The sequence below is a fragment of the Vibrio sp. Y2-5 genome, from assembly GCF_014596725.1.
In the GTDB taxonomy this organism is placed as follows: domain Bacteria; phylum Pseudomonadota; class Gammaproteobacteria; order Enterobacterales; family Vibrionaceae; genus Vibrio.
This window is the reverse complement of sequence record NZ_JACVEG010000001.1, coordinates 65,195-86,266: the sequence shown is the minus strand read 5'-3', so window position 1 is coordinate 86,266 and position 21,072 is coordinate 65,195. Positions and strand designations below refer to the sequence as shown.

11 protein-coding genes are annotated in these 21,072 nt (G+C 45.1%); 5 read left to right on the top strand and 6 right to left on the bottom strand.

What is annotated here, in order from left to right; all coding sequences use genetic code 11:
* Window positions 1-10: 10 nt before the first annotated feature.
* Window positions 11-2,470 carry a bifunctional aspartate kinase/homoserine dehydrogenase I gene (gene thrA / locus HUO09_RS00355; RefSeq protein ID WP_188232675.1) on the bottom strand — a complete coding sequence of 820 codons (2,460 nt, stop codon included), beginning with the start codon at window positions 2,468-2,470 and terminating at the stop codon, window positions 11-13.
* Window positions 2,471-2,906: 436 nt separating this feature from the next.
* On the opposite strand from thrA, the gene HUO09_RS00350 reads away from it, so the two are divergent.
* Window positions 2,907-3,398 carry a hypothetical protein gene (locus HUO09_RS00350; protein WP_188232674.1) on the top strand — a complete coding sequence of 164 codons (492 nt, stop codon included), beginning with the start codon at window positions 2,907-2,909 and terminating at the stop codon, window positions 3,396-3,398.
* Here HUO09_RS00350 and HUO09_RS00345 read toward each other — a convergent pair.
* Window positions 3,395-3,880, bottom strand: coding sequence for a putative 4-hydroxy-4-methyl-2-oxoglutarate aldolase (locus HUO09_RS00345; protein WP_188232673.1), 486 nt, complete (start codon window positions 3,878-3,880; stop codon window positions 3,395-3,397). The two genes, HUO09_RS00350 and HUO09_RS00345, sit on opposite strands and share 4 nt — an antisense overlap.
* A 74-nt stretch (window positions 3,881-3,954) precedes the next feature.
* Window positions 3,955-4,341 (bottom strand): DUF3293 domain-containing protein, encoded by a 387-nt coding sequence (locus HUO09_RS00340; protein ID WP_188232672.1) that lies wholly within the window; start codon window positions 4,339-4,341, stop codon window positions 3,955-3,957.
* A gap of 321 nt (window positions 4,342-4,662) precedes the next feature.
* On the opposite strand from HUO09_RS00340, the gene arcA reads away from it, so the two are divergent.
* Window positions 4,663-5,379 (top strand): two-component system response regulator ArcA, encoded by a 717-nt coding sequence (arcA, locus tag HUO09_RS00335; RefSeq protein WP_167410756.1) that lies wholly within the window; start codon window positions 4,663-4,665, stop codon window positions 5,377-5,379.
* Between the two features lie 139 nt (window positions 5,380-5,518).
* Here arcA and HUO09_RS00330 read toward each other — a convergent pair whose 3' ends face one another.
* The 3 genes from HUO09_RS00330 to HUO09_RS00320 form a co-directional block, all read right to left on the bottom strand.
* Complete coding sequence (locus HUO09_RS00330; protein ID WP_167410757.1) at window positions 5,519-5,980, bottom strand: hypothetical protein; 462 nt, start codon at window positions 5,978-5,980, stop codon at window positions 5,519-5,521.
* Window position 5,981: 1 nt separating this feature from the next.
* Window positions 5,982-8,327, bottom strand: coding sequence for an aerobic respiration two-component sensor histidine kinase ArcB (gene arcB, locus HUO09_RS00325; RefSeq protein WP_188232671.1), 2,346 nt, complete (start codon window positions 8,325-8,327; stop codon window positions 5,982-5,984).
* A gap of 146 nt (window positions 8,328-8,473) precedes the next feature.
* Window positions 8,474-9,406 (bottom strand): TIGR01212 family radical SAM protein, encoded by a 933-nt coding sequence (locus HUO09_RS00320; RefSeq protein ID WP_188232670.1) that lies wholly within the window; start codon window positions 9,404-9,406, stop codon window positions 8,474-8,476.
* Window positions 9,407-9,938: 532 nt separating this feature from the next.
* Here HUO09_RS00320 and gltB (HUO09_RS00315) point away from each other — a divergent pair.
* The 3 genes from gltB (HUO09_RS00315) to gltB (HUO09_RS00305) all read left to right on the top strand — a co-directional run bounded on the left by gltB (HUO09_RS00315) (window position 9,939) and on the right by gltB (HUO09_RS00305) (window position 21,063).
* Window positions 9,939-14,477, top strand: coding sequence for a glutamate synthase large subunit (gene gltB, locus HUO09_RS00315; protein ID WP_167410760.1), 4,539 nt, complete (start codon window positions 9,939-9,941; stop codon window positions 14,475-14,477).
* A complete protein-coding gene (locus HUO09_RS00310) occupies window positions 14,477-15,931 on the top strand; it encodes a glutamate synthase subunit beta (protein WP_188232669.1) in 1,455 nt (484 codons plus the stop codon). Before gltB (HUO09_RS00315) ends, HUO09_RS00310 begins: the two co-directional genes overlap by 1 nt.
* A 668-nt stretch (window positions 15,932-16,599) precedes the next feature.
* Window positions 16,600-21,063, top strand: a complete 4,464-nt coding sequence (gene gltB / locus HUO09_RS00305) for a glutamate synthase large subunit (RefSeq protein WP_188232668.1) — start codon at window positions 16,600-16,602, stop codon at window positions 21,061-21,063.
* Window positions 21,064-21,072 lie beyond the last annotated feature (9 nt).

The following is a 21,072-nucleotide window of genomic DNA, read 5'->3' as shown; positions in this document are numbered from 1 at the left end:
AACTCATTGATTAAATCCCTAATTTCCAGCCAAGCGTACGCATGACATCCGAGAATACACCTGCAGCAGTTACTTCTGTACCTGCACCGTAACCGCGTAGCACTAGCGGAATTGGCTGATAGTAGCGGCTGTAGAATGCCAGAGCGTTCTCGCCATCTTTAATTTTGAACATTGGACCATTTTCATCAACCATCGCGATGTGCACTCGGCATTCGCCTTCCGCGATCTCACCCACGTAACGAAGAACTTTTCCTTCTTCAGCCGCTTTAGCTGACAACTGTTGGAAATATTCATCCGCTTGAGGCAAGCGAGCCATGAAATCCTCAACACTACCTGATGCATCAAAGCCCGGTGGTAACGCTTGTTCCACCTTAATATCTTCAAGCTCTAATACCATTCCCGCTTCACGAGCAAGGATCAGTAGTTTACGAGCTACATCCATACCGGATAGATCATCACGAGGATCTGGCTCAGTGAAACCTTTTTCTTTCGCGATAGTTGTCGCTTGGCTCAGTGTCAGACCTTCATCTAGCTTACCGAAGATAAATGATAAAGAGCCAGATAAGATACCGTTGAATTTCTCCAGTTCGTCACCTGCAGCAATTAGGTTTTGCAGGTTTTCAATAACCGGTAGACCAGCACCTACTGTTGTTTCATACATCAATTTACGACGAGAGTGACGAGCCACTTCGCGTAACTGATGGTAATACGCCATGCTTGCAGTGTTTGCTTTCTTGTTTGGAGTAACAACGTGGAAGCCTGCCGCTAAGAAATCTGTATATTGATTAGCGATCGATTCACTAGAAGTACAATCCACCAGCACAGGGTTGATGATATGGTTACGGTTCACTAGAGCAATCAAGCGAGCTAATGAGAACTCTTCCGACGCCGCACCCATGCGATCACGCCAGTTATCGAGAGGTAGGCCTTCACTATCAAGCAATAAACCCTTGCTGTTCGCCAAACCACATACGCGAATCACGATACCTTTTTCAGCCAGTTTCGCTTGTTGACGGTTGATTTGATCAACCAATTCGCCACCAACGCCACCAACGCCGATAACAAAGACATCAAGGAAATGCTTAGAATTAAACAGGTTTTCGTGACATGCCTTAATGGCTGAAGACACTTTGTCTTCTGGAATAACCGCTGAAATTGCACGCTCTGATGACCCCTGAGCAATCGCGACAATGTTGACGTGCGCTTCTGTTAATGAAGCAAAAAATTGAGATGCCACTCCGCGCGATGTGCGCATGCCATCCCCCACCAAAGTGATGATCGAAAGATCTTCCATAAACTCAACAGGCTCCAACAAGCCATCTTTTAGTTCGAGTTCGAATGCTTCTGACAATGCTTGCTGAGCCAGAACTTTATGCTCAGCTTCAATACAGAAACTGATACTGTATTCAGATGAAGACTGAGTGATCAAAACAATAGAAACGCCTGAAGCGGACATCGCACCAAATACGCGACTCGCCATCCCTACCATACCTTTCATACCAGGGCCTGAAACGTTGACCATTGTTAGGTTATTAAGCGTTGTAATGCCTTTGATCGCTAGTTTATCTTCACCAGTATCAAGACCAATCAAAGTACCAGGGCCTTGTGGGTTAAAGCTGTTTTTGATTAGGCATGGAATGTGGAATTGAGCAATAGGAGCGATAGTTTTGGGATGAAGAACGGAAGCACCAAAGTAAGACAGTTCCATTGCTTCTTGATAACTAAGAGATTTAAGTAAGCGCGCATCTTCAACTAAGCGAGGGTCACAGTTATAAACACCATCGACATCAGTCCAAATTTCACAACACTCTGCACGTAAACAAGCCGCTAAGACCGCTGCAGAATAGTCAGAACCGTTACGACCTAGACAAACCAATTCGCCTTTTTTATTACCCGCGGTAAAGCCCGGCATAATGTGGACATGTTTTTCTGGGAGAGGATTTGATTTGAAGTTTTGAGTGGATACATCCACATCTACCATCGCTTCTAAATAGTCCCCTTTCGCTAGCAGATATTTTACTGGATCAATCAGATTAGCGGCTAATCCTTTTGCTTCCATTACGGCTTTCATTAGCTGAATAGAAACACGCTCACCTTTACTGATAATGCGAGCATTCACATTATCAGGACACATGCCTAATAGGCTAATTCCGTGCACAAACTGACGTAGCTGTGACATTGAGGTTTTAACTTGGTTGTCAAACGCAGTGCCATCGATGTTTGGCAATACTGCTTTTATATCTTCAAACAAAGTGTTGAGCGAAGATTCCAACTCTTTAATCTGTAGTTCCGCTTCTCCATTACGCATCGCACTTTCGATCACTGCCACAAGTTTATTTGTGGTTTTACCCGGTGCAGAAAGAACAACGGCAACGTCTTCCTGCTGAGCGTTATTGGCAATGATGTCTGCTGCCCGTAATAAACGGTCAGCATCAGCTAACGATGAACCTCCAAACTTTAGAACTCGCATCCCTTTACTCCAAGTCATTAAAAATAGGCATAAAAAAAGGCCTGTATCGGTGGGGATACAGGCCTTGTTTGTAAATTTTACGCTTAGCAGCCTGCCCCAACACGCGTAATGTCGGTAATAATAATGGTGGTTGTCATCATTACTAGGCTGTTATTAAACATAGAAATCTTACTTCATTTATGTGTTTGCTTACCCCTACGTTTAACCTATTTTTTATCGTATAGTCAACGAAAAAGTAGTTTTTTTTTATGTTTCATTCTGATTAGTTAGCTAAGTCTCTTAAAAATCAACAATCATTATTTGAGTAAAACTAAACCGACTAAGCAAATAACCAAATGCTCTAACAACGCTCCTACCGACAATGTTTTTTGCGCCTAGACTTTGTTAAGCGCAGTGGAAAAGTCATTTAAAAATTTATAACGATAAGGGGGATATCATGAGACTTGGTCTTGGTATTACCTGCATGCTGATTATCTTTAGTGCTCGGTCCGAACCACTTCCTACTTTGCCTTCAATGCAGAAGGATTCCCCACATCGATTGTTCTTAACTAGTGAACAGGTAAGCAGCGAACAAAACGGGAAAGAAATTGAAGCTTGGGATATCGTCATTGATGGTGGGTACGCCTATGCAATTTTCAGCGACATTGATGTTTATGTCGGCGCTCGCATCAACCAATCTTACTCAGAGAATGGTAATTTCAGCGAAAACGGACTGCTTAGTGGCGTTAGCTACCAGCTCACTGAAAGAGTGACATTAAGCAGCTCCGTTCAATCCTATTTTTCGGATAAAAACAGTGAAAGAACTTCAAATATTGGTGCAGAATTGTCTAGTCGGTTACAACTTTCTGATGATTTAGATTTGCATGCCACCCTTGGCTATCAAGAGTGGCAACAAGGTGTTGAAGTGGGTTTAGGATTTCGTTTTTAGCTCAAATCAAGCGCTTGCTGTGACATCAATATCCCATTCCAATCAGCATAGATATAATCCCCCGGTAGCACCATTTGGTTGTGCATAGACAGGGCAACATTTACTTTACCTACGCCTCGTTTTTCGGTTTTAAATGGGCAAGCATCTAATGCTTTTATACCTAAATCCATTTGCGACAGCGCGACAACGTCTCGAACTGCGCCATAGATAATCACGCCTTCCCAACCGTTATCAATTGCCATCATAGCGACCTGATCTCCCATCAGTGCTTTGCGGCGAGAGCCGTGACCATCAACCACCAGTACTTTTCCCTTGCCGTTCTGGCTCAAGACTTCACGAACTTTTGAATTGTCGTGATAGCAACGCACTGTCACAATCTCTCCCCAAAAACTGCTTCTCATACCGTAATTTTGCAAGGGTAAGTCGAGTAAAGTCACCTGTGACTCGTAGCGATCACATATATCCGGTGTGATATCTTTCATCGTTCCTCCATGATTCTCGTAATTGTAATTTCAAAAAAATAATTAGGCTCTAAAGGGGAATAACCTCATATGGGTTACAGTTTGAATAAATTAAAATCCCCTAAACACTCCCGTAGTTCTCCCTTACAGGAATGTAAATAAAGCATGTTGTTGCACACGTAATAGATTGCATTCTGTTTATATGCTCTGCCTAGTTCCAATGCCTTATCCAAAGGCATATCCACGGCAAAACTTTCTTCAAACCAATAAAACTCAGGATCACCAACGCGAACAGGACACCAATCATAACCAATCAGCTCATTCTGTAAACGTTGATTATTTACGCAATTATCATATTCTGACAACTTATCACTTTCAGGGTTCCATGCGGTAATGATGGCGTAGTTTTCAAACGTCATTTTATGTTGAAGATCAAATTTGACGCAGGAATAAGCTTGCCAAAGGTTTGCATTTATTTTCATGAGGTTACTGGTGTTACATCTCGTTATTAGTTTTAATATCTGTTACATTCTAACAATTGATGTAAATCAACAAAGTGATTGGAATTAACATTTGGCCGTTGTTAGCATGCTGTTAACATTATAGAATCCGGCTCAAAGACTAGTAGAACCAAAGAGGTATTGGATTCCTCATAAGCTAGTATTCCACGGACGGCGGGCAACCCGAGAGTAGATTTTTTACATAAATTAAGTTTTATTGTTAACATCAAATTACCCTATGTTATGTTTTTGCCTAGAATGAGTTCTATTAGCACAAATTTTTCACAAGTTTAGGTACCGCCAATGCAAACCCCGCAGATTCTTATTGTTGAAGATGAGCAAGTTACTCGTAACACTCTAAAGAGTATTTTTGAAGCCGAGGGATACGATGTTTTTGAAGCTAGTAACGGTGAAGAAATGCACCACGAACTATCTGACAACAACATCAACCTAGTAATCATGGACATCAACTTACCGGGTAAAAACGGTTTGTTGTTAGCTCGTGAGCTTCGTGAGCAAGCTGATGTTGCTCTGATGTTTTTAACAGGTCGCGATAACGAAGTAGATAAAATCCTTGGTTTAGAAATTGGTGCAGATGATTACATCACTAAACCATTCAACCCTCGTGAGCTTACTATTCGTGCTCGTAACCTACTAAGCCGTTCAATGAACGCTGGCGTAGCTCAAGATGAGAAACGTTCTGTAGAGAAATACGAATTCAACGGTTGGGTGTTAGACATTAATAGTCGTTCACTGGTTAGCCCAAGTGGTGATGGTTACAAACTACCTCGTTCAGAATTCCGTGCATTACTGCATTTCTGTGAAAATCCAGGCAAGATCCAAACTCGTGCTGATCTTCTTAAGAAGATGACTGGCCGTGAGTTGAAACCACATGACCGTACTGTAGACGTAACGATTCGTCGTATCCGTAAACACTTTGAGTCAGTGTCTGGCACTCCAGAAATTATCGCAACAATTCACGGTGAAGGTTACCGTTTCTGTGGCGACTTAGAAGAATAAGCTTGAACTGTTCTTACTACTAATGAATGCAAAAAAGCCCCTAAATGGGGCTTTTTTATTATGTCTTTTGCTCAGAATTTGAATTCATACCCAATGAACACTCTTTGCACCGTCCTTATCGAACGCTAGATTTGATCGTTCAATAGACCTTATCAATCGTGACATTACGTTCCACCAACCAAACATCACCATTGTTGTCGCTAAGCTCTAAAGCTACGTGAACGCTCTTTTCGACATCCACTGGGATCTCTGTTGCAAACACCACTTCCCAAAGATTTTCACTCAATGTTCTCAGTTCAGTCTCATCGCCTTGAACGATCCAAGTATTGTCTTTCTGTTTGATAACCACCTTCTCAACAACAAGCTCCGCTGACAGTTCACCAGAAGTGTCTAACATCAAAGTACCATTAAGTGGTTGGGTCTCTGGTGTACCATCAACTTTAGGCATCTTGTCAGTCCAAAGATTGCTTTTAAGCTGAATGTCAGTCTCAGATAAAGCGGCAAGATTATCTTGTTTCCAGTTAATATTTTCGTGATTAGAAGTCTGAGAAGTACATGCTGCCATTGTCAGAGCTAATAAAGCGAGAGCAAGTTTTTTCATTTTATTTCCTTTGTTCCAACCACTGTTTGAGTACTTCAATATCGTTGCGATATTCGTTTTTAATTTCCTCAACCCAATCTGTTATGTTTTCCCACCAAGCAGGAGCTTCTGGAGATTGTGCTTTTTGCGCCACACTTTGAATGTGTTTTAAACCTATAGACCCTGCTGCACCCTTTATCTTATGCGCTTCAGAGACAATACCGTCTTGATCTTTCGCCACCATGTTGGAATCCAACAGTTCAATATAACTTGGCATCATCTCTTCAAACATTTTGATGCTATCAAGTACAGGCTTCTGCCCTACAATATCAACGTAAGAAGTCAGCATATCGAGATCAAGCAGTCGAATATAAAGATCGTCGTTGCCTTCAATGGTTTTTTCCATAGGTTTTACCTCGTCTGTTGTTTGCTGAGGATTCATTGTAACCTTGCTTATCACATCCTGAACGGCTGAAACGGAAAGTGGTTTACTTATCGCATCATCCATCCCCTTTTCAAAATACTCAGAACGATCTTTCAGCACATTCGCTGTCAATGCCACCAAAGGTGGAAGATCTTGATAATGGCTACGGTAATATTGGGCAATATCAAAGCCCGTCATATCCGGAAGTTGAATATCCAAGAAAACTAAGTCATATAATTCAGGTTTGAAAGTATCAATCGCGGCTTGTCCTGTCATGGCGACAGTCACCTTGTGTCCAAGACTTTCAAGTAACGAACGCGCAACCGTCACGTTCAGCTCAATGTCTTCCACCATAAAGATATTCAAGCTGCGTTGAACGGCTTCCGGAGATTTCTTCATTGCGGATGCTTCGGCAAGAGGTACGCTGATCGACACTGTAAAGGTACTGCCGAAACCCTCTTCACTGCTCACAGTAATATCGCCACCCATCAAATTAACGAGCTGACGTGACACCGCAAGACCGATGCCTGTACCAACTGCGTGTAAGTTGTCCTCGCCAGACTTCACCTGATAGTACATAGCAAAAATCTTATCGAGTTCCGATTCTGGAATCCCGATACCCGTATCTTCAATATCCATGGTGATATTTGCCATACCGTCTTCGATATCCGCACTGACGTTCATCACCACTCCACCTTCTTTGGTGAATTTCATTGCGTTACTGATTAAGTTCCACAGAACTTGGCGAAGTCGCGTCGCGTCCACACTGACGAGTTCAGGTAAATCTGTTAGGCGTTCTAAATCAAAGCGCAGACCTTTCTGTTCCGCCATCAGAGCCGACAAGCTTTCTAGCTCGACAACAAATTCTTCGAAGTTCAAAGGTGCAGGGAATAACTCTAGCTTACGACGGTCGAACTTATCCATATCGATAATATCGTTAAAGATATTACCCAAGGTGACAGCACTGACGTTAATGGTCTGCATGTGTTTACGCTGCTCAGGTGTCATTGGCGTATCCAGCAGCATTCGGCTTAAACCAACAATACCATTGAGCGGCGTGCGCAACTCATGGCTGATGGTTGAGATAAACGTGGTTTTATCGCGGCTGGCTTTTTCCAAAGACTCTTCATGACGTTTACGCTCGGTAATATCACGGCCAAAGCCAACAAGACCTAAGTGACGACCATCTTTGCTGTAAAACGGTACTTTGCGCAGTTCAAAGTAGTTTTTGTGACCATCAGGGTATTCCAGCCACTGTTCGTAGGTAATAGCTCGGTTGTCTTTGAATACGCGTTGGTCGGTCTCAACAATCGACTGAGCAATCTCTTTGCGGTAAACATCCCATGGTGTTAGACCAACAAGTTCACTTTCTCGCTTGCCGGTCAGCTCTTCCATCGCACGGTTACACCCCGAGAATTCACCTTTTGCATTTCGGTAATAGATCAAGTCAGGAGAAGCATCGATAAATGAGCGGAGCAGAGCCGTTCTTTCAGCCAACTCTACCTGTGTTTTTTCACGTTGAAATACCTCGGTTTCCAAATCCACCATGGCTTCTTCACGCGCTTCTTCCGCTTTAATACGCTCTTCAATTTCTTGATTCAGCTTAACAATGTTCTGCTGGAGCTTTTGGTTCAGCTCTTGATCTCGTGAACGCATGTCTTTGAGCTTGGAAACCAGTTTCGATAGACGTTGACGTGACTCTTCCAATTGATCAACGACCACAGAAAGAAAGTACACAGCCCAAGGGGTGATGATAAGACCAAAGAACACTGATCTCAGAATATCGATGTCATCGACATAGCCATTAAGGGCCAGAGTGATACCGACCTGAACGACCACGGCCAAAGCAACTAAAGCAAGCGCTAGTAAAATAGAGAAACGCAAAATACCCAGTTTGACTAGCAGATCCACGTAGTACTGGGCGAGATTTTTCATCGGTTTCATCCATAACTCCACAGGAATGAATTAGCCGTAGTCTAGCCTGTTTCGATGCCAAGAGTCAGCCAAAGAAGTTACTCGTCTTTGAAGAATTTGAACTCATCAAGGGTTAGAGATAAAAGTTATGCTTTTTTCCGCCATAGGGGCGGAAATTAACGCACAGTTTGATAGTGAAAAGGCTGACCAACAAGCGAGCCTTGCGCTCCCTCTTTATCTAATGCTTTGCCAATTTCCGTCATTGCGATCCAGCGATTCTCACACCATAACGGAGACAGTAAGGTTGGTCTGCGAGCTGCGGAAGAGACACGGTGATAAACCACTTCAGGCGGTGTTAAACGAATCATTTCGCTGGCGATAGATACATACTCCTCCAACGTTGGGGCTTCTAATCGTCCGGCGCGCCATGCTTTAGCCATTGTGCTGCCTTCAACAATATGTAATCCATGCAATTTGATACCATCAGTACCCACTTCGACAACTTTTTTCAGGGTTTCAATATTATCGTCGCGAGTCTCTTTTGGCAGGCCAACAATTAAGTGAGTGCAGACTTTAATCCCCAAAGCTCGAGCTCGCTGCGTGATCTGCGCATAACATTCGAAATCATGGCCTCGATTGATGTGTTTCAAGGTTTGGTTATTCGCGGTTTGTAAGCCAAGTTCCAACCAAATTTCATACCCTTGCTGTACATAACCTGCGAGCAATTCAAGTACAGCATCAGGAACACAATCCGGCCGAGTCCCGACACATAAGCCGACAATATCCGCAGCTTTTAGCGCCTGCTCGTACATGCTCTTCAAGGTCTGGACTTCAGCATAAGTGCTGGTATACGCCTGAAAATAAGCAAGATATTTACGAGCACGATGAATTTCGCCTGCACGGTCTTTCAGCTGTTCTTCAATACTTTGGATCTGCGTATCTTCATCCGCAAACGAAGCCACGTTGCAGAATGTGCAACCACCTCGGCCAATAGTGCCGTCACGGTTAGGACAACTGAAACCACCATGTAAAGTCAGCTTGTGAACACGCTCTCCGTAACGCCTTTGAAGATCCTGACCGACGGTATTAACTAACTCGTGTAACTGCATATGGATACCAAATAAATACAAATAGTTCTCAATGCGATCTTTGTAATTAAATTACAAAATCACAAAAAAATAGTATCCAATTGTAAATATCTGGAGCCTCCTAAGACCCAATCAAAATCAATAAACATTCACAAAATAAGCATTTAACGCTCATTGTTATTCACTTGTTAAAATTATTATGCATTTTGCAACAATAAAATGACGTGGAAAATAGAGTTTTCGTTGGAATTTCGTGCAACAAAAATGTAGGATATTTACAGTTTTGCACTGATTTTGTTTACTTTATTACACAAAACCCTGCGAAATATCTGTGATTATCCGAACCCACCTATATAAATCACTACAAAAGTGATCAAGCAAAATGGATATCACTATGGAATGTTTTTCTCACAAAATTTTTCCGTGAGAGACCGAAAGGATGCGAACCAACTAGCACTGGTTGGTTTAGATTCATTAAATATAAAAGGACTGGACGCAATGCTCTGGCATGCCTTAGGCAAATTGCGTCTGCTTGAACTGGAAGGAAGTATCTATGGTAGATAGACAGCAAAATTCGCAAGGTCTCTATACTCCTGAACTGGAGCATGATGCTTGCGGGATAGGTTTTGTTGCTCACCTAAAGAACCGCAAGTCGCATCACGTTGTGACACAAGCTCTGGACATGCTAGCACGTATGGAACACCGCGGCGGCCAAGGTTGTGACCCATGCAGTGGTGACGGTGCTGGTATTTTATTGCAAAAACCACACGAATTTTTACTCGAAGAAGCAGTAAAGCTTGGTATTAAATTGCCATCTTTCGAAAAGTATGGCGTTGGTGTCATGCTGTTCCCGAAAGACGAGTACAAACGAGCACAATGTCGTGACATTCTTGAACGCAACGCTCGCCGTCTAGATCTAGACGTGATTGGCTACCGCGTACTGCCAACAGACAACTCAATGTTGGGTGCGGATCCGTTAAGCACCGAACCACAGTTTGAACACGTATTTATTTCTGCAGCACCTGGCGTTACTCCTGAAGAACTTGAGCGCAAGCTGTACGTTCTACGTAACTACACAATACGTGTGTGCTTGGAAAGTGTTTCTAACATCAAAGACGAATTCTACATTAACTCAATGTCTTATAAGACATTGGTTTACAAAGGTCAGTTGACCACAGAGCAAGTACCTCAATACTTCTTGGATTTACAAAATCCATCCATGGTTACTGCTTTGGCACTGGTTCACTCACGCTTTTCTACCAACACATTCCCAAGATGGCGTCTGGCTCAGCCTTTCCGCTACATTGCCCACAACGGTGAAATCAACACAGTTCGCGGCAACTTGAACTGGATGAAAGCGCGCGAAGCTATTCTGCAGTCAGACCTATTCACTCAAGTTGAAATCGACATGCTGCTGCCTATCTGTCAGGAAGGTATGTCAGACTCAGCAAACTTTGATATGGCGTTAGAACTGCTTGTTCTTTCAGGCCGTAGCTTGCCTCATGCTCTAATGATGATGATCCCTGAAGCATGGCAAGAAAACAAAACCATGGATCCAACTCGCCGCGCGTTCTACCGTTACCATGCAAACATCATGGAACCGTGGGATGGCCCAGCGTCTGTTTGTTTCACTGATGGTGTTCAGGTAGGTGCAACACTTGACCGTAACGGTCTTCGCCCTTCTCGCTACACAGTGACCAAAGATGATTTCCTAGTGATGGCGTCAGAATCGGGCGTAGTTGAAATCGCACCAGAAAACGTGGAATTCCGTGGTCGTCTACAACCAGGTCGTATCTTTGTTGCTGACCTAGAGCAAGGTCGCATCATTTCTGATGAAGAAGTAAAAGACAGCATCGCGACAGCTCAGCCATACGAGAAATGGGTTGAAGACAACCTGCTAAGTCTGAAGAAGCTTCCAGAAGCAGACAACGCGCACAGCCAACCAAACCCAGAGCGTTTACTGCATCGCCAACAAGCGTTTGGTGTTAGCACAGAAGAAGTGAACGAGATCATCGTGCCTATGGCGAATGATGGTAAAGAGCCTCTTTCTGCAATGGGCGCAGACTGGCCGTTAGCGATTCTTTCGCATCAGTCTCAGCATTTATCAAACTACTTTAAGCAGCTATTTGCGCAGGTAACTAACCCGCCGATCGACCCGATCCGTGAGCGTATGGTTATGTCTCTCAATACCTATATTGGTAAAGATCAAAACCTGCTTGCTGAATCCCCTCAGCACTGCCGTAAAGTGGAACTTGAATCTCCGGTTATTTCTAACGCTGAGTTAGAGAAACTACGTGCGATCGATAACGAACACTTACAAGCAAAAACACTGGATATCGTATTCCAGGCTAGTGAAGATGCTGGAAAACTTGAGCGTGCACTAAAACGTATCTGCCAATATGCAGAAGATGCAGTGATCGATGGTTACTCAATCATCCTGTTGACTGACCGTGCAGTAAACTCAAACCATGCTGCTATTCCAGCAATGCTTGCTGTAGGCGCGGTTCACCACCACTTAATCCGTAAAGGTCTACGTGCACGTTGTGGCATCGTGGTCGAAACGGGTGATGCTCGTGAAACTCACCACTTCGCAACGCTACTGGGCTATGGTGCAAACGCAGTTAACCCATACCTAGTCTCGGAAACACTGGTTGATCTGCAACGCCGCAAGAAACTGAATCCAGAAACGCCTGTTGAAAAGCTGTTCGACAACTACCGTAAAGCAGTAAACGGCGGCTTATTGAAGATCTTCTCTAAGATGGGGATCTCAACACTTCAGTCTTACCACGGTGCACAGATCTTTGAAGCTCTGGGCATCCACAAGTCTGTGGTTGATAAGTACTTCACAGGTACCGTCTCACGTATCCAAGGTCTGACTCTGGATGACATCGCCAAAGAAGTGATCGTTCGTCACCGCGTAGGTTACCCAACCCGCGAAGTGCCAATTCGTATGCTTGATGTGGGTGGTGTTTACCAGTGGAAACAACGTGGTGAAAAACACCTGTTCAACCCAGAAACTATCAATCTGTTGCAACAATCGACTCGTAATAAAGATTACGCTCAGTTCAAGCAATACGCGGCAGCGGTTGATAAGCAGGGCGACGACGCAGTCACACTACGTAGCCAGCTAGAATTCATTAAGAATCCGTCAGGTTCGATCCCGATTGAACAAGTGGAACCTATTGAAAGTATCGTTAAACGCTTTGCAACGGGTGCAATGTCATTCGGTTCTATTTCTCACGAAGCTCACTCAACACTTGCGATTGCGATGAACCGCTTAGGCGCGAAATCCAACTCAGGTGAAGGTGGTGAAGATCCAATCCGTTTTGAACGTAAAGAGAATGGCGACTGGGAACGCTCTGCAATCAAGCAGGTAGCATCAGGTCGCTTCGGTGTGACGTCTTACTATCTGACTAACGCCGATGAGCTTCAAATCAAGATGGCTCAAGGTGCGAAACCGGGCGAAGGTGGTCAGCTACCAGGCGATAAAGTCGATGACTGGATCGGTGCAACTCGTCACTCTACTCCTGGGGTTGGTTTGATTTCTCCACCGCCGCACCACGATATCTACTCAATCGAAGACTTAGCGCAGCTTATCTTCGACCTGAAGAACGCTAACCGCGCGGGTCGTGTAAACGTGAAGCTAGTTTCAGAAGCGGGTGTTGGTACTATCGCATCGGGCGTTGCAAAAGCAAAAGCGGATGTGGTTCTTATCGCTGGTTTCGACGGCGGTACAGGTGCTTCACCAATGTCTTCAATTCGCCACACAGGTCTTCCTTGGGAACTTGGCTTGGCGGAAACTCACCAGACGCTACTGAAGAACGGTCTGCGTAACCGTATCGTTGTTCAAGCTGATGGTCAGATGAAAACACCTCGTGACCTTGCAATCGCAACGTTACTGGGTGCTGAAGAATGGGGCGTAGCAACCGCGGCATTGGTTGTTGAAGGCTGTATCATGATGCGTAAGTGTCATAAGAACACCTGTCCTGTTGGTATCGCAACACAGAACAAAACTCTGCGTGAGCGCTTTGATGGGCGCGTAGAAGACGTAATCACCTTCTTCCAATACATGGCTCAAGGTTTACGTGAAATCATGGCGGAGCTAGGCTTCCGCACTATCGATGCGATGGTTGGCCAAGGTCAGAAACTGAAACCTCGCCAAGACGTTGCACACTGGAAATATAAGAACCTAGATCTGTCGCCTGTTCTCCACATTGAACAAGCACGTGCAGAAGATGGTATCTACAACCAAACACAGCAAAACCACAACTTAGACAACGTGTTAGACCGCACTTTGATCAAGATTGCTGCTCCTGCGCTAGAGCGTGGCGAAGCGATTCATGCAGAGTTGCCAATCATCAACACTGACCGCTCTGTCGGTACTATGCTGTCGAACGAAATTTCGAAAGTCTACAAAGCTCAAGGTCTGCCTAAACCTATGAATGTGAAATTCACAGGCTCTGCGGGTCAGTCATTTGGTGCTTTCCTTACGAACGGGGTGACATTCGAAGTAGAAGGCGATGCAAACGACTACTGGGGCAAAGGTCTGTCAGGCGGTACGCTGATTCTTTACCCAGATTCGAAATCGACCATAGTTCCAGAAGACAACATTGTTGTTGGTAACGTATGTTTCTACGGCGCAACCTCTGGTGAATCTTACATTCGAGGTATGGCTGGTGAACGTTTCTGTGTTCGTAACTCGGGCGCAAAAGTGGTTGTAGAAGGCATCGGTGATCACGGTTGTGAGTACATGACTGGCGGTATTGCGGTTGTTCTTGGTTCTACAGGCCGTAACTTCGCTGCAGGTATGAGTGGCGGTATCGCTTACGTATGGGACAAGTCTGGTGACTTCGAGTCCAAACTGAACTCTGAGCTGGTTGACCTTGATCCTATCGAGCAAGAAGACAGAGAACTACTACTGGATATGCTGACTAAGCATGTTCAATTCACAGGAAGTGAAGTCGCGAAGTCGTTCCTTGACAACTTTGAAGCAAGCCTGACCTCAATGGTTAAGGTTATGCCGCGTGATTACAAAGCGGTACTTCAGAAGCGTAAGGCACAAGCACAACAGACAGAAGCGGAGGCAGTGTAATGGGTAAGCCTACTGGATTTTTAGAGCATGGCCGTGAGCTTCCGAAAAAGATCGCACCGGCTGAACGCATCAAGAACAACAAAGAGTTCGTTTTAAACGAAGAGTTTGGCAACAAAATCAATACCCAAGCTTCTCGTTGTATGGATTGTGGTGTGCCGTTTTGCCATAACGGCTGCCCTATCGGTAACATCATTCCTGAGTTCAACGATGCGGTTTATCGCGATAGTTGGGAAGAAGCGTGGAACATTTTAAGTTCTACCAACAACTTCCCAGAATTTACAGGTCGTGTTTGCCCTGCGCCATGTGAAAGTGCATGTGTACTGGGTATAAACCAAGATCCAATCACCATCTGTAATATCGAGAAAACCATCGTTGAAACCGCGTATCGTGAAGGTTATGCAAAACCGAAAACACCACGTTCACGCACTGGTAAAAAGATCGCGATAATCGGTTCTGGCCCTTCGGGCTTAGCGGCGGCAGAGCAATTAAACAGTGCTGGTCACACAGTGACGGTTTACGAACGTGATGAGAAAGTGGGTGGCTTGCTACGCTTCGGTATTCCTGATTTCAAACTCAGCATGGAAGTGATTGATCGCAAGATCAATCTGATGGCCGAAGCTGGTGTCCAGTTTGAAGTGAACGCACATGTGGGTGTGGATATTAACGCTCAGCAGCTACGCCAAGAATACGATGCGGTACTACTAACAGGTGGTTCAACCGTTCCTCGTAACCTGACGATTCCGGGTCGTGAATTAAATGGCGTGTACTTCGCGATGCAATTCCTAGCTCAGAACAACCGCCGTGCAAACGGTATGGATCTTAAAACTGAAGAGATCCATGCAAAAGGTAAACACGTAGTGGTTATCGGTGGTGGTGATACTGGCTCTGACTGTGTTGGTACTTCTAACCGTCATGGTGCGGCGAGTATCACTCAGGTTGAGATCATGCCTATGCCGGCAGACAAACGCCCTGCTAACATGCCTTGGCCGCAATACCCAATGATTCTTCGCACGTCGACTTCTCACGAAGAAGGTTGTGAACGTCATTGGAATATCCTGACCAAAGAGTTTATCGGCAACGATAAAGGAGAGGTAACAGGTTTACGTATTGCAGATATCGTGTGGAATGATTCTCGCAACTTTACAGAAGTGGCGGGAAGTGAACGTGTCATTCCTTGTGATATGGCGTTCTTGGCAATGGGCTTCTTGCACCCAGAACCACATGGTGTATTGGCTCAGCTTGATATTGCTTTAGATGAACGCGGTAATGTAGCAACCAAAGATTTTGCTACTAACCAAGAAGGCGTATTCGCTGCTGGTGATATGCGTACAGGCCAGTCTCTGGTTGTACGTTGTATCAATGAAGGCCGCGAGTGTGCTCGTTCAATCGACCAGTACCTAATGGGCAATACCAATCTAGAAGCGAAAGCGGATTCATTAATGATTTCAGCATAATGATTCATAACGAAAGGTTTTTATAGTTTGATACTCTAGAAACCTTTCTTATTCAGATTGAAAATTTCTTATAGACCTTCCATTTGGCTAGCATACACTGCTAGCCTTTTTTATTCTTTTCTCATATCCTGAGATTTATATGTTAAATATTTGTGATAACAAATAATTTATCGCATTGAATTTTATGGACTATTTCAGAGTAATCACTGGTAAATCGTACTCAAAGATGATTTTAGCCCAACAACTTGACCTTTTTCACAATTAGCTATAGGTTGTGAACTCACTGAAAACAAACTGCTCAAAATTGTTAAATTTTTAGTCAATTCTTAGTAATAAATATCCAAACAATAACAACAATATCCAAACAACTTGCAGTGGCAAAAAACGACAAGTGAATGACCTCCTATGCCCATGAAATTCACCAATTCTCATGAGAAGGAGCCAAATACCTGGTCAGCAAAGCTGTCACTAAAAGCCGGAAGGGTATATAAGAATAGTTATACCCAAACTACTTGACGTTGCAGGTAGGCGGCAAGTGAGTGAATCCCATGACCACAAATTACCATGCGTGATTGGGGTGAACGAACGTAGTCAACACCGCTGTAACTTCAAGTAGTAAGGGAAAAGTCATTTACTGTCTTGTAGACAGAAGCAAAGGGAGAATTGCAATGGCTCTATACGATCCTAGTCTTGAGAAAGACAACTGTGGATTCGGCTTGATTGCGCACATGGAAGGTCAAGCTAGTCATAAATTGGTTCGCACAGCGATTTCTGCACTTGATCGCATGACACACCGTGGCGGCATCGCAGCCGACGGAAAAACCGGTGATGGTTGTGGTCTTCTACTGCAAAAGCCTGACTCGTATCTGCGTTTGATTGCCGACGAACAAGGTTGGAACCTCGGTAAACAATACGCTATTGGTATGGTGTTTCTCAGCCAAGATCCGGTCAAAGCCCAAGCGGCACGTGACGTCATCAATAAAGAACTATCGCAAGAAACGCTGTCTGTTACTGGCTGGCGCGTGGTACCAACCAATCCTAAAGTTTTAGGCCCAATCGCAGCCGATTCATTACCAGACATTCAACAGATCTTTATCACGGCACCTGCGGGCTGGCGTGAGCGCGATATTGAGCGCCGTCTGTACATTGCTCGCCGTCGTATTGAAAAACAAATTACGGATGATTCAGATTTCTACATCTGTTCTCTTTCTACACAAGTTATTGTTTATAAAGGCTTGTGTATGCCAGCAGATCTGCCTCGTTTTTATCTGGATCTTGCTGATTTACGTATGGAATCGGCTATCTGCCTGTTCCACCAGCGTTTTTCTACCAATACGCAGCCTCGTTGGCCTCTGGCTCAACCTTTCCGTTATCTTGCACACAATGGTGAGATCAACACGATTGACGGTAACCGCCAATGGGCTCGTGCACGCGCATACAAATTTACCTCACCACTACTGCCCGATCTCAGCACAGCTGCGCCATTCGTTAACGAAACAGGCTCTGACTCCTCAAGCTTAGATAACATGCTGGATCTCTTCCTAGCAGGTGGTATGGACCTGTTCCGTGCTATGCGTATGCTTGTTCCGCCAGCGTGGCAAAATCACCCGGATATGGATGAAGATCTGCGTGCATTCTATGATTTCAACTCGAAACATATGGAACCGTGGGATGGCCCAGCAGGTATCGTTTTATCTGATGGTCGTTACGCAGCATGTAACCTAGACCGTAACGGTCTGCGCCCTGCTCGCTATGTGATCACTAAAGACAAACTGATCACCCTTGCGTCTGAAGTCGGTATCTGGAATTACGCACCTGATGAAGTGGCAGAGAAAGGTCGTGTAGGGCCGGGTGAGCTGCTGGTTATTGACACTCGCAAAGGCAAATTGTGGCAATCAAGCGAGATCGACAACGATCTTAAGAGCCGCCACCCATACAGCGAGTGGATGAAAAACAACGTATACAAACTGAAATCTTTTGCTGAACTGCCAGATGATCAAGTTGGTGAGCGTAGCTTTGATGAAGCGCTACTTAAGACTTACCAAAAGCAGTTTGCGATGACCAACGAAGAAGTAGATCAAGTACTTCGTGTGCTTGGTGACATGGGGCAAGAAGCGGTTGGCTCAATGGGTGATGACACCCCGATGGCTGTCCTCTCTTCTAAAGAACGCTTGATCACTGACTACTTCCGTCAGAAATTTGCACAGGTGACGAACCCACCTATCGATCCATTACGTGAAAAGCACGTCATGTCGCTGGCCACCAGCATCGGTCAAGAGATGAACGTGTTCAACGAGACTGATGGTCACGCTTACCGTGTGACTTTCGATTCTCCAGTTCTGCTCTACTCTGACATGCAGCAGCTACTGACACTGAGTGATCAGCACTACCGTAATACCATTTTGGATATCAGCTTCGACCCGCAGCAATCGTCTCTGCAACAAGCGGTGATCGACTTGTGTGATAAAGCGGTAGAAGTGGTTCGTGACGGCACAGTTCTGTTGGTACTCTCTGACCGCGCACTGACCAAAGACAAACTGCCCATTCCAGCCGCTATGGCGGTGGGCGCTATCCACACTCGTCTGGTTGAAGAGAACCTACGTTGTGATGCCAACATTATTGTTGAGACAGCGACTGCGCGTGACCCTCACCAGTTTGCAGTTCTGATTGGCTTTGGTGCGACAGCGATTTATCCATACCTAGCTTACGAAGTTTTGGGCAAGATGGTCGATGACGGTGCGATTGATAAGAGTTACCGCGATGTAATGCAGAATTACCAATACGGCATCAACAAAGGTCTGTACAAGATCATGTCGAAAATGGGGATTTCTACTGTTGCATCTTACCGCTGTTCACAATTGTTTGAGGCTGTAGGCCTGCACAGTGACGTGGTCGATCTTTGCTTTAAAGGCGTGAAAACACGCATTCAAGGTGCAAGTTTTGAAGACTTCCAACAAGACTTGTTCAACCTATCACGTAAAGCTTGGGCGACGCGTAAATCTATCGAACACGGTGGTTTGTTAAAGTATGTTCATGGCGGTGAATACCATGCCTATAACCCAGATGTGGTCGGTACACTGCAAAAAGCCGTGAAGTCTGGCGAAAACACGGATTATCAAAGCTTTGCTAAACAGGTTAACGAAAGACCAGCCGCAATGCTGCGTGACCTGATGAAGCTGAAAAAATCAGATAATCCATTACCACTTGAGAAAATTGAACCAGCAACTGAGCTGTTCAAACGCTTTGACTCGGCAGCAATGTCTATCGGCGCGCTGAGCCCAGAAGCACACGAAGCGCTAGCCACGGCGATGAACCGCTTAGGTGGCTTCTCGAACTCTGGTGAAGGTGGTGAAGATCCTCGTCGCTTCGGCACTGAGCGTAACTCGCGTATCAAGCAGGTGGCATCGGGTCGTTTTGGCGTAACGCCACACTACCTAACCAACGCAGATGTTTTGCAGATTAAAGTCGCTCAAGGTGCGAAACCAGGTGAAGGTGGTCAGCTACCGGGTCATAAAGTGACCGCGGAAATTGCCAAACTTCGTCACTCGGTACAAGGTGTAACCCTGATTTCACCACCACCGCACCACGATATTTACTCTATCGAAGACTTGGCTCAGCTTATCTTCGACTTGAAGCAAGTGAACCCGAAAGCGCTTGTATCTGTAAAACTGGTTTCTGAACCGGGTGTTGGCACTATCGCAACAGGTGTAGCGAAAGCTTACGCTGACTTAATTACTATCTCAGGTTATGACGGTGGTACAGCAGCAAGTCCGCTAACATCAGTGAAATACGCGGGTAGTCCATGGGAACTCGGCCTTGCTGAAACCCAGCAAGCACTGGTTGCCAACGGCCTTCGTCATAAGATCCGCCTACAAGTCGATGGCGGTTTGAAAACCGGTTTGGATGTGATTAAAGGGGCAATCTTAGGTGCAGAGAGCTTCGGTTTTGGTACTGGTCCTATGGTTGCAATGGGCTGTAAGTTCCTGCGTATCTGTCACCTCAACAACTGTGCGACAGGGGTAGCAACGCAGGACGAAACTCTGCGTAAAGACTACTTCAAGGGTCTACCAGAAATGGTGGTCAACTACTTCACAGGTATTGCTGAAGAAGTACGTGGATACTTAGCAGAGCTTGGTGTTGAGAAACTAACAGATCTGATTGGTCGTACTGATCTGCTAGAAGCGGTTCAGGGCTTAACAGCGAAACAGAGTAAGTTGGATCTATCTGGCATTCTGGAAGCTCCAGTGTCTCCTCAAGGACTGCCACTAAGCTGCACAGAGCCAAACACACCGTTTGATAAAGGTGTTCTCAACCAGAAAATCGTTGAAGATGCGATTGGGGCAGTAGAGAAGCAACAATCCATCGAGCTTTACTACGATGTGATCAACACAGACCGCTCTGTGGGTGCTCGCCTATCCGGTGAAATTGCCAAACGCTACGGTAATGCAGGTCTTGCTGGTACACCGATTAAGGTGGTACTAGACGGTACTGCAGGTCAATCTTTCGGTGTTTGGAACGCTGGCGGCGTAGAACTCTACCTCACTGGTGATGCAAACGACTACGTAGGTAAAGGCATGGCTGGTGGTAAGATTGTTATCAAACCGCACTTAGGCACGGCATTTACCTGTAACGAAGCCACCATCATTGGTAACACCTGTTTATACGGAGCGACAGGCGGAAAACTGTTTGCTGCGGGTAAAGCAGGTGAACGTTTCGCAGTTCGTAACTCAGGTACTATCAGCGTGATTGAAGGTGCCGGTGACAACGCTTGTGAATATATGACTGGCGGTATTGTCGCGATTCTTGGCGCAACTGGCGTGAACTTTGGCGCTGGTATGACAGGCGGTTTTGCCTACGTTCTTGATGAGAACGGTGATTTCCAAGGTCGTGTCAACGAAGAATCTGTTGAAGCGTTATCACTGAAAGATCTCTATATCCATCAAGAGCATTTGCGTGGACTTATCGCAGAGCACTTAGAAGAGACAGGTTCTGCTCACGCAGAAAACATTTTAGCGAACTTTGATGAATGGATTCCTAAGTTCTACTTAATCAAACCACAGGCAGCGGATCTTCAAACCCTATTGGGTCACCAAAGCCGTAGCGCTGCAGAACTACGTGTTCAAGCACAATAATTGGAAGGA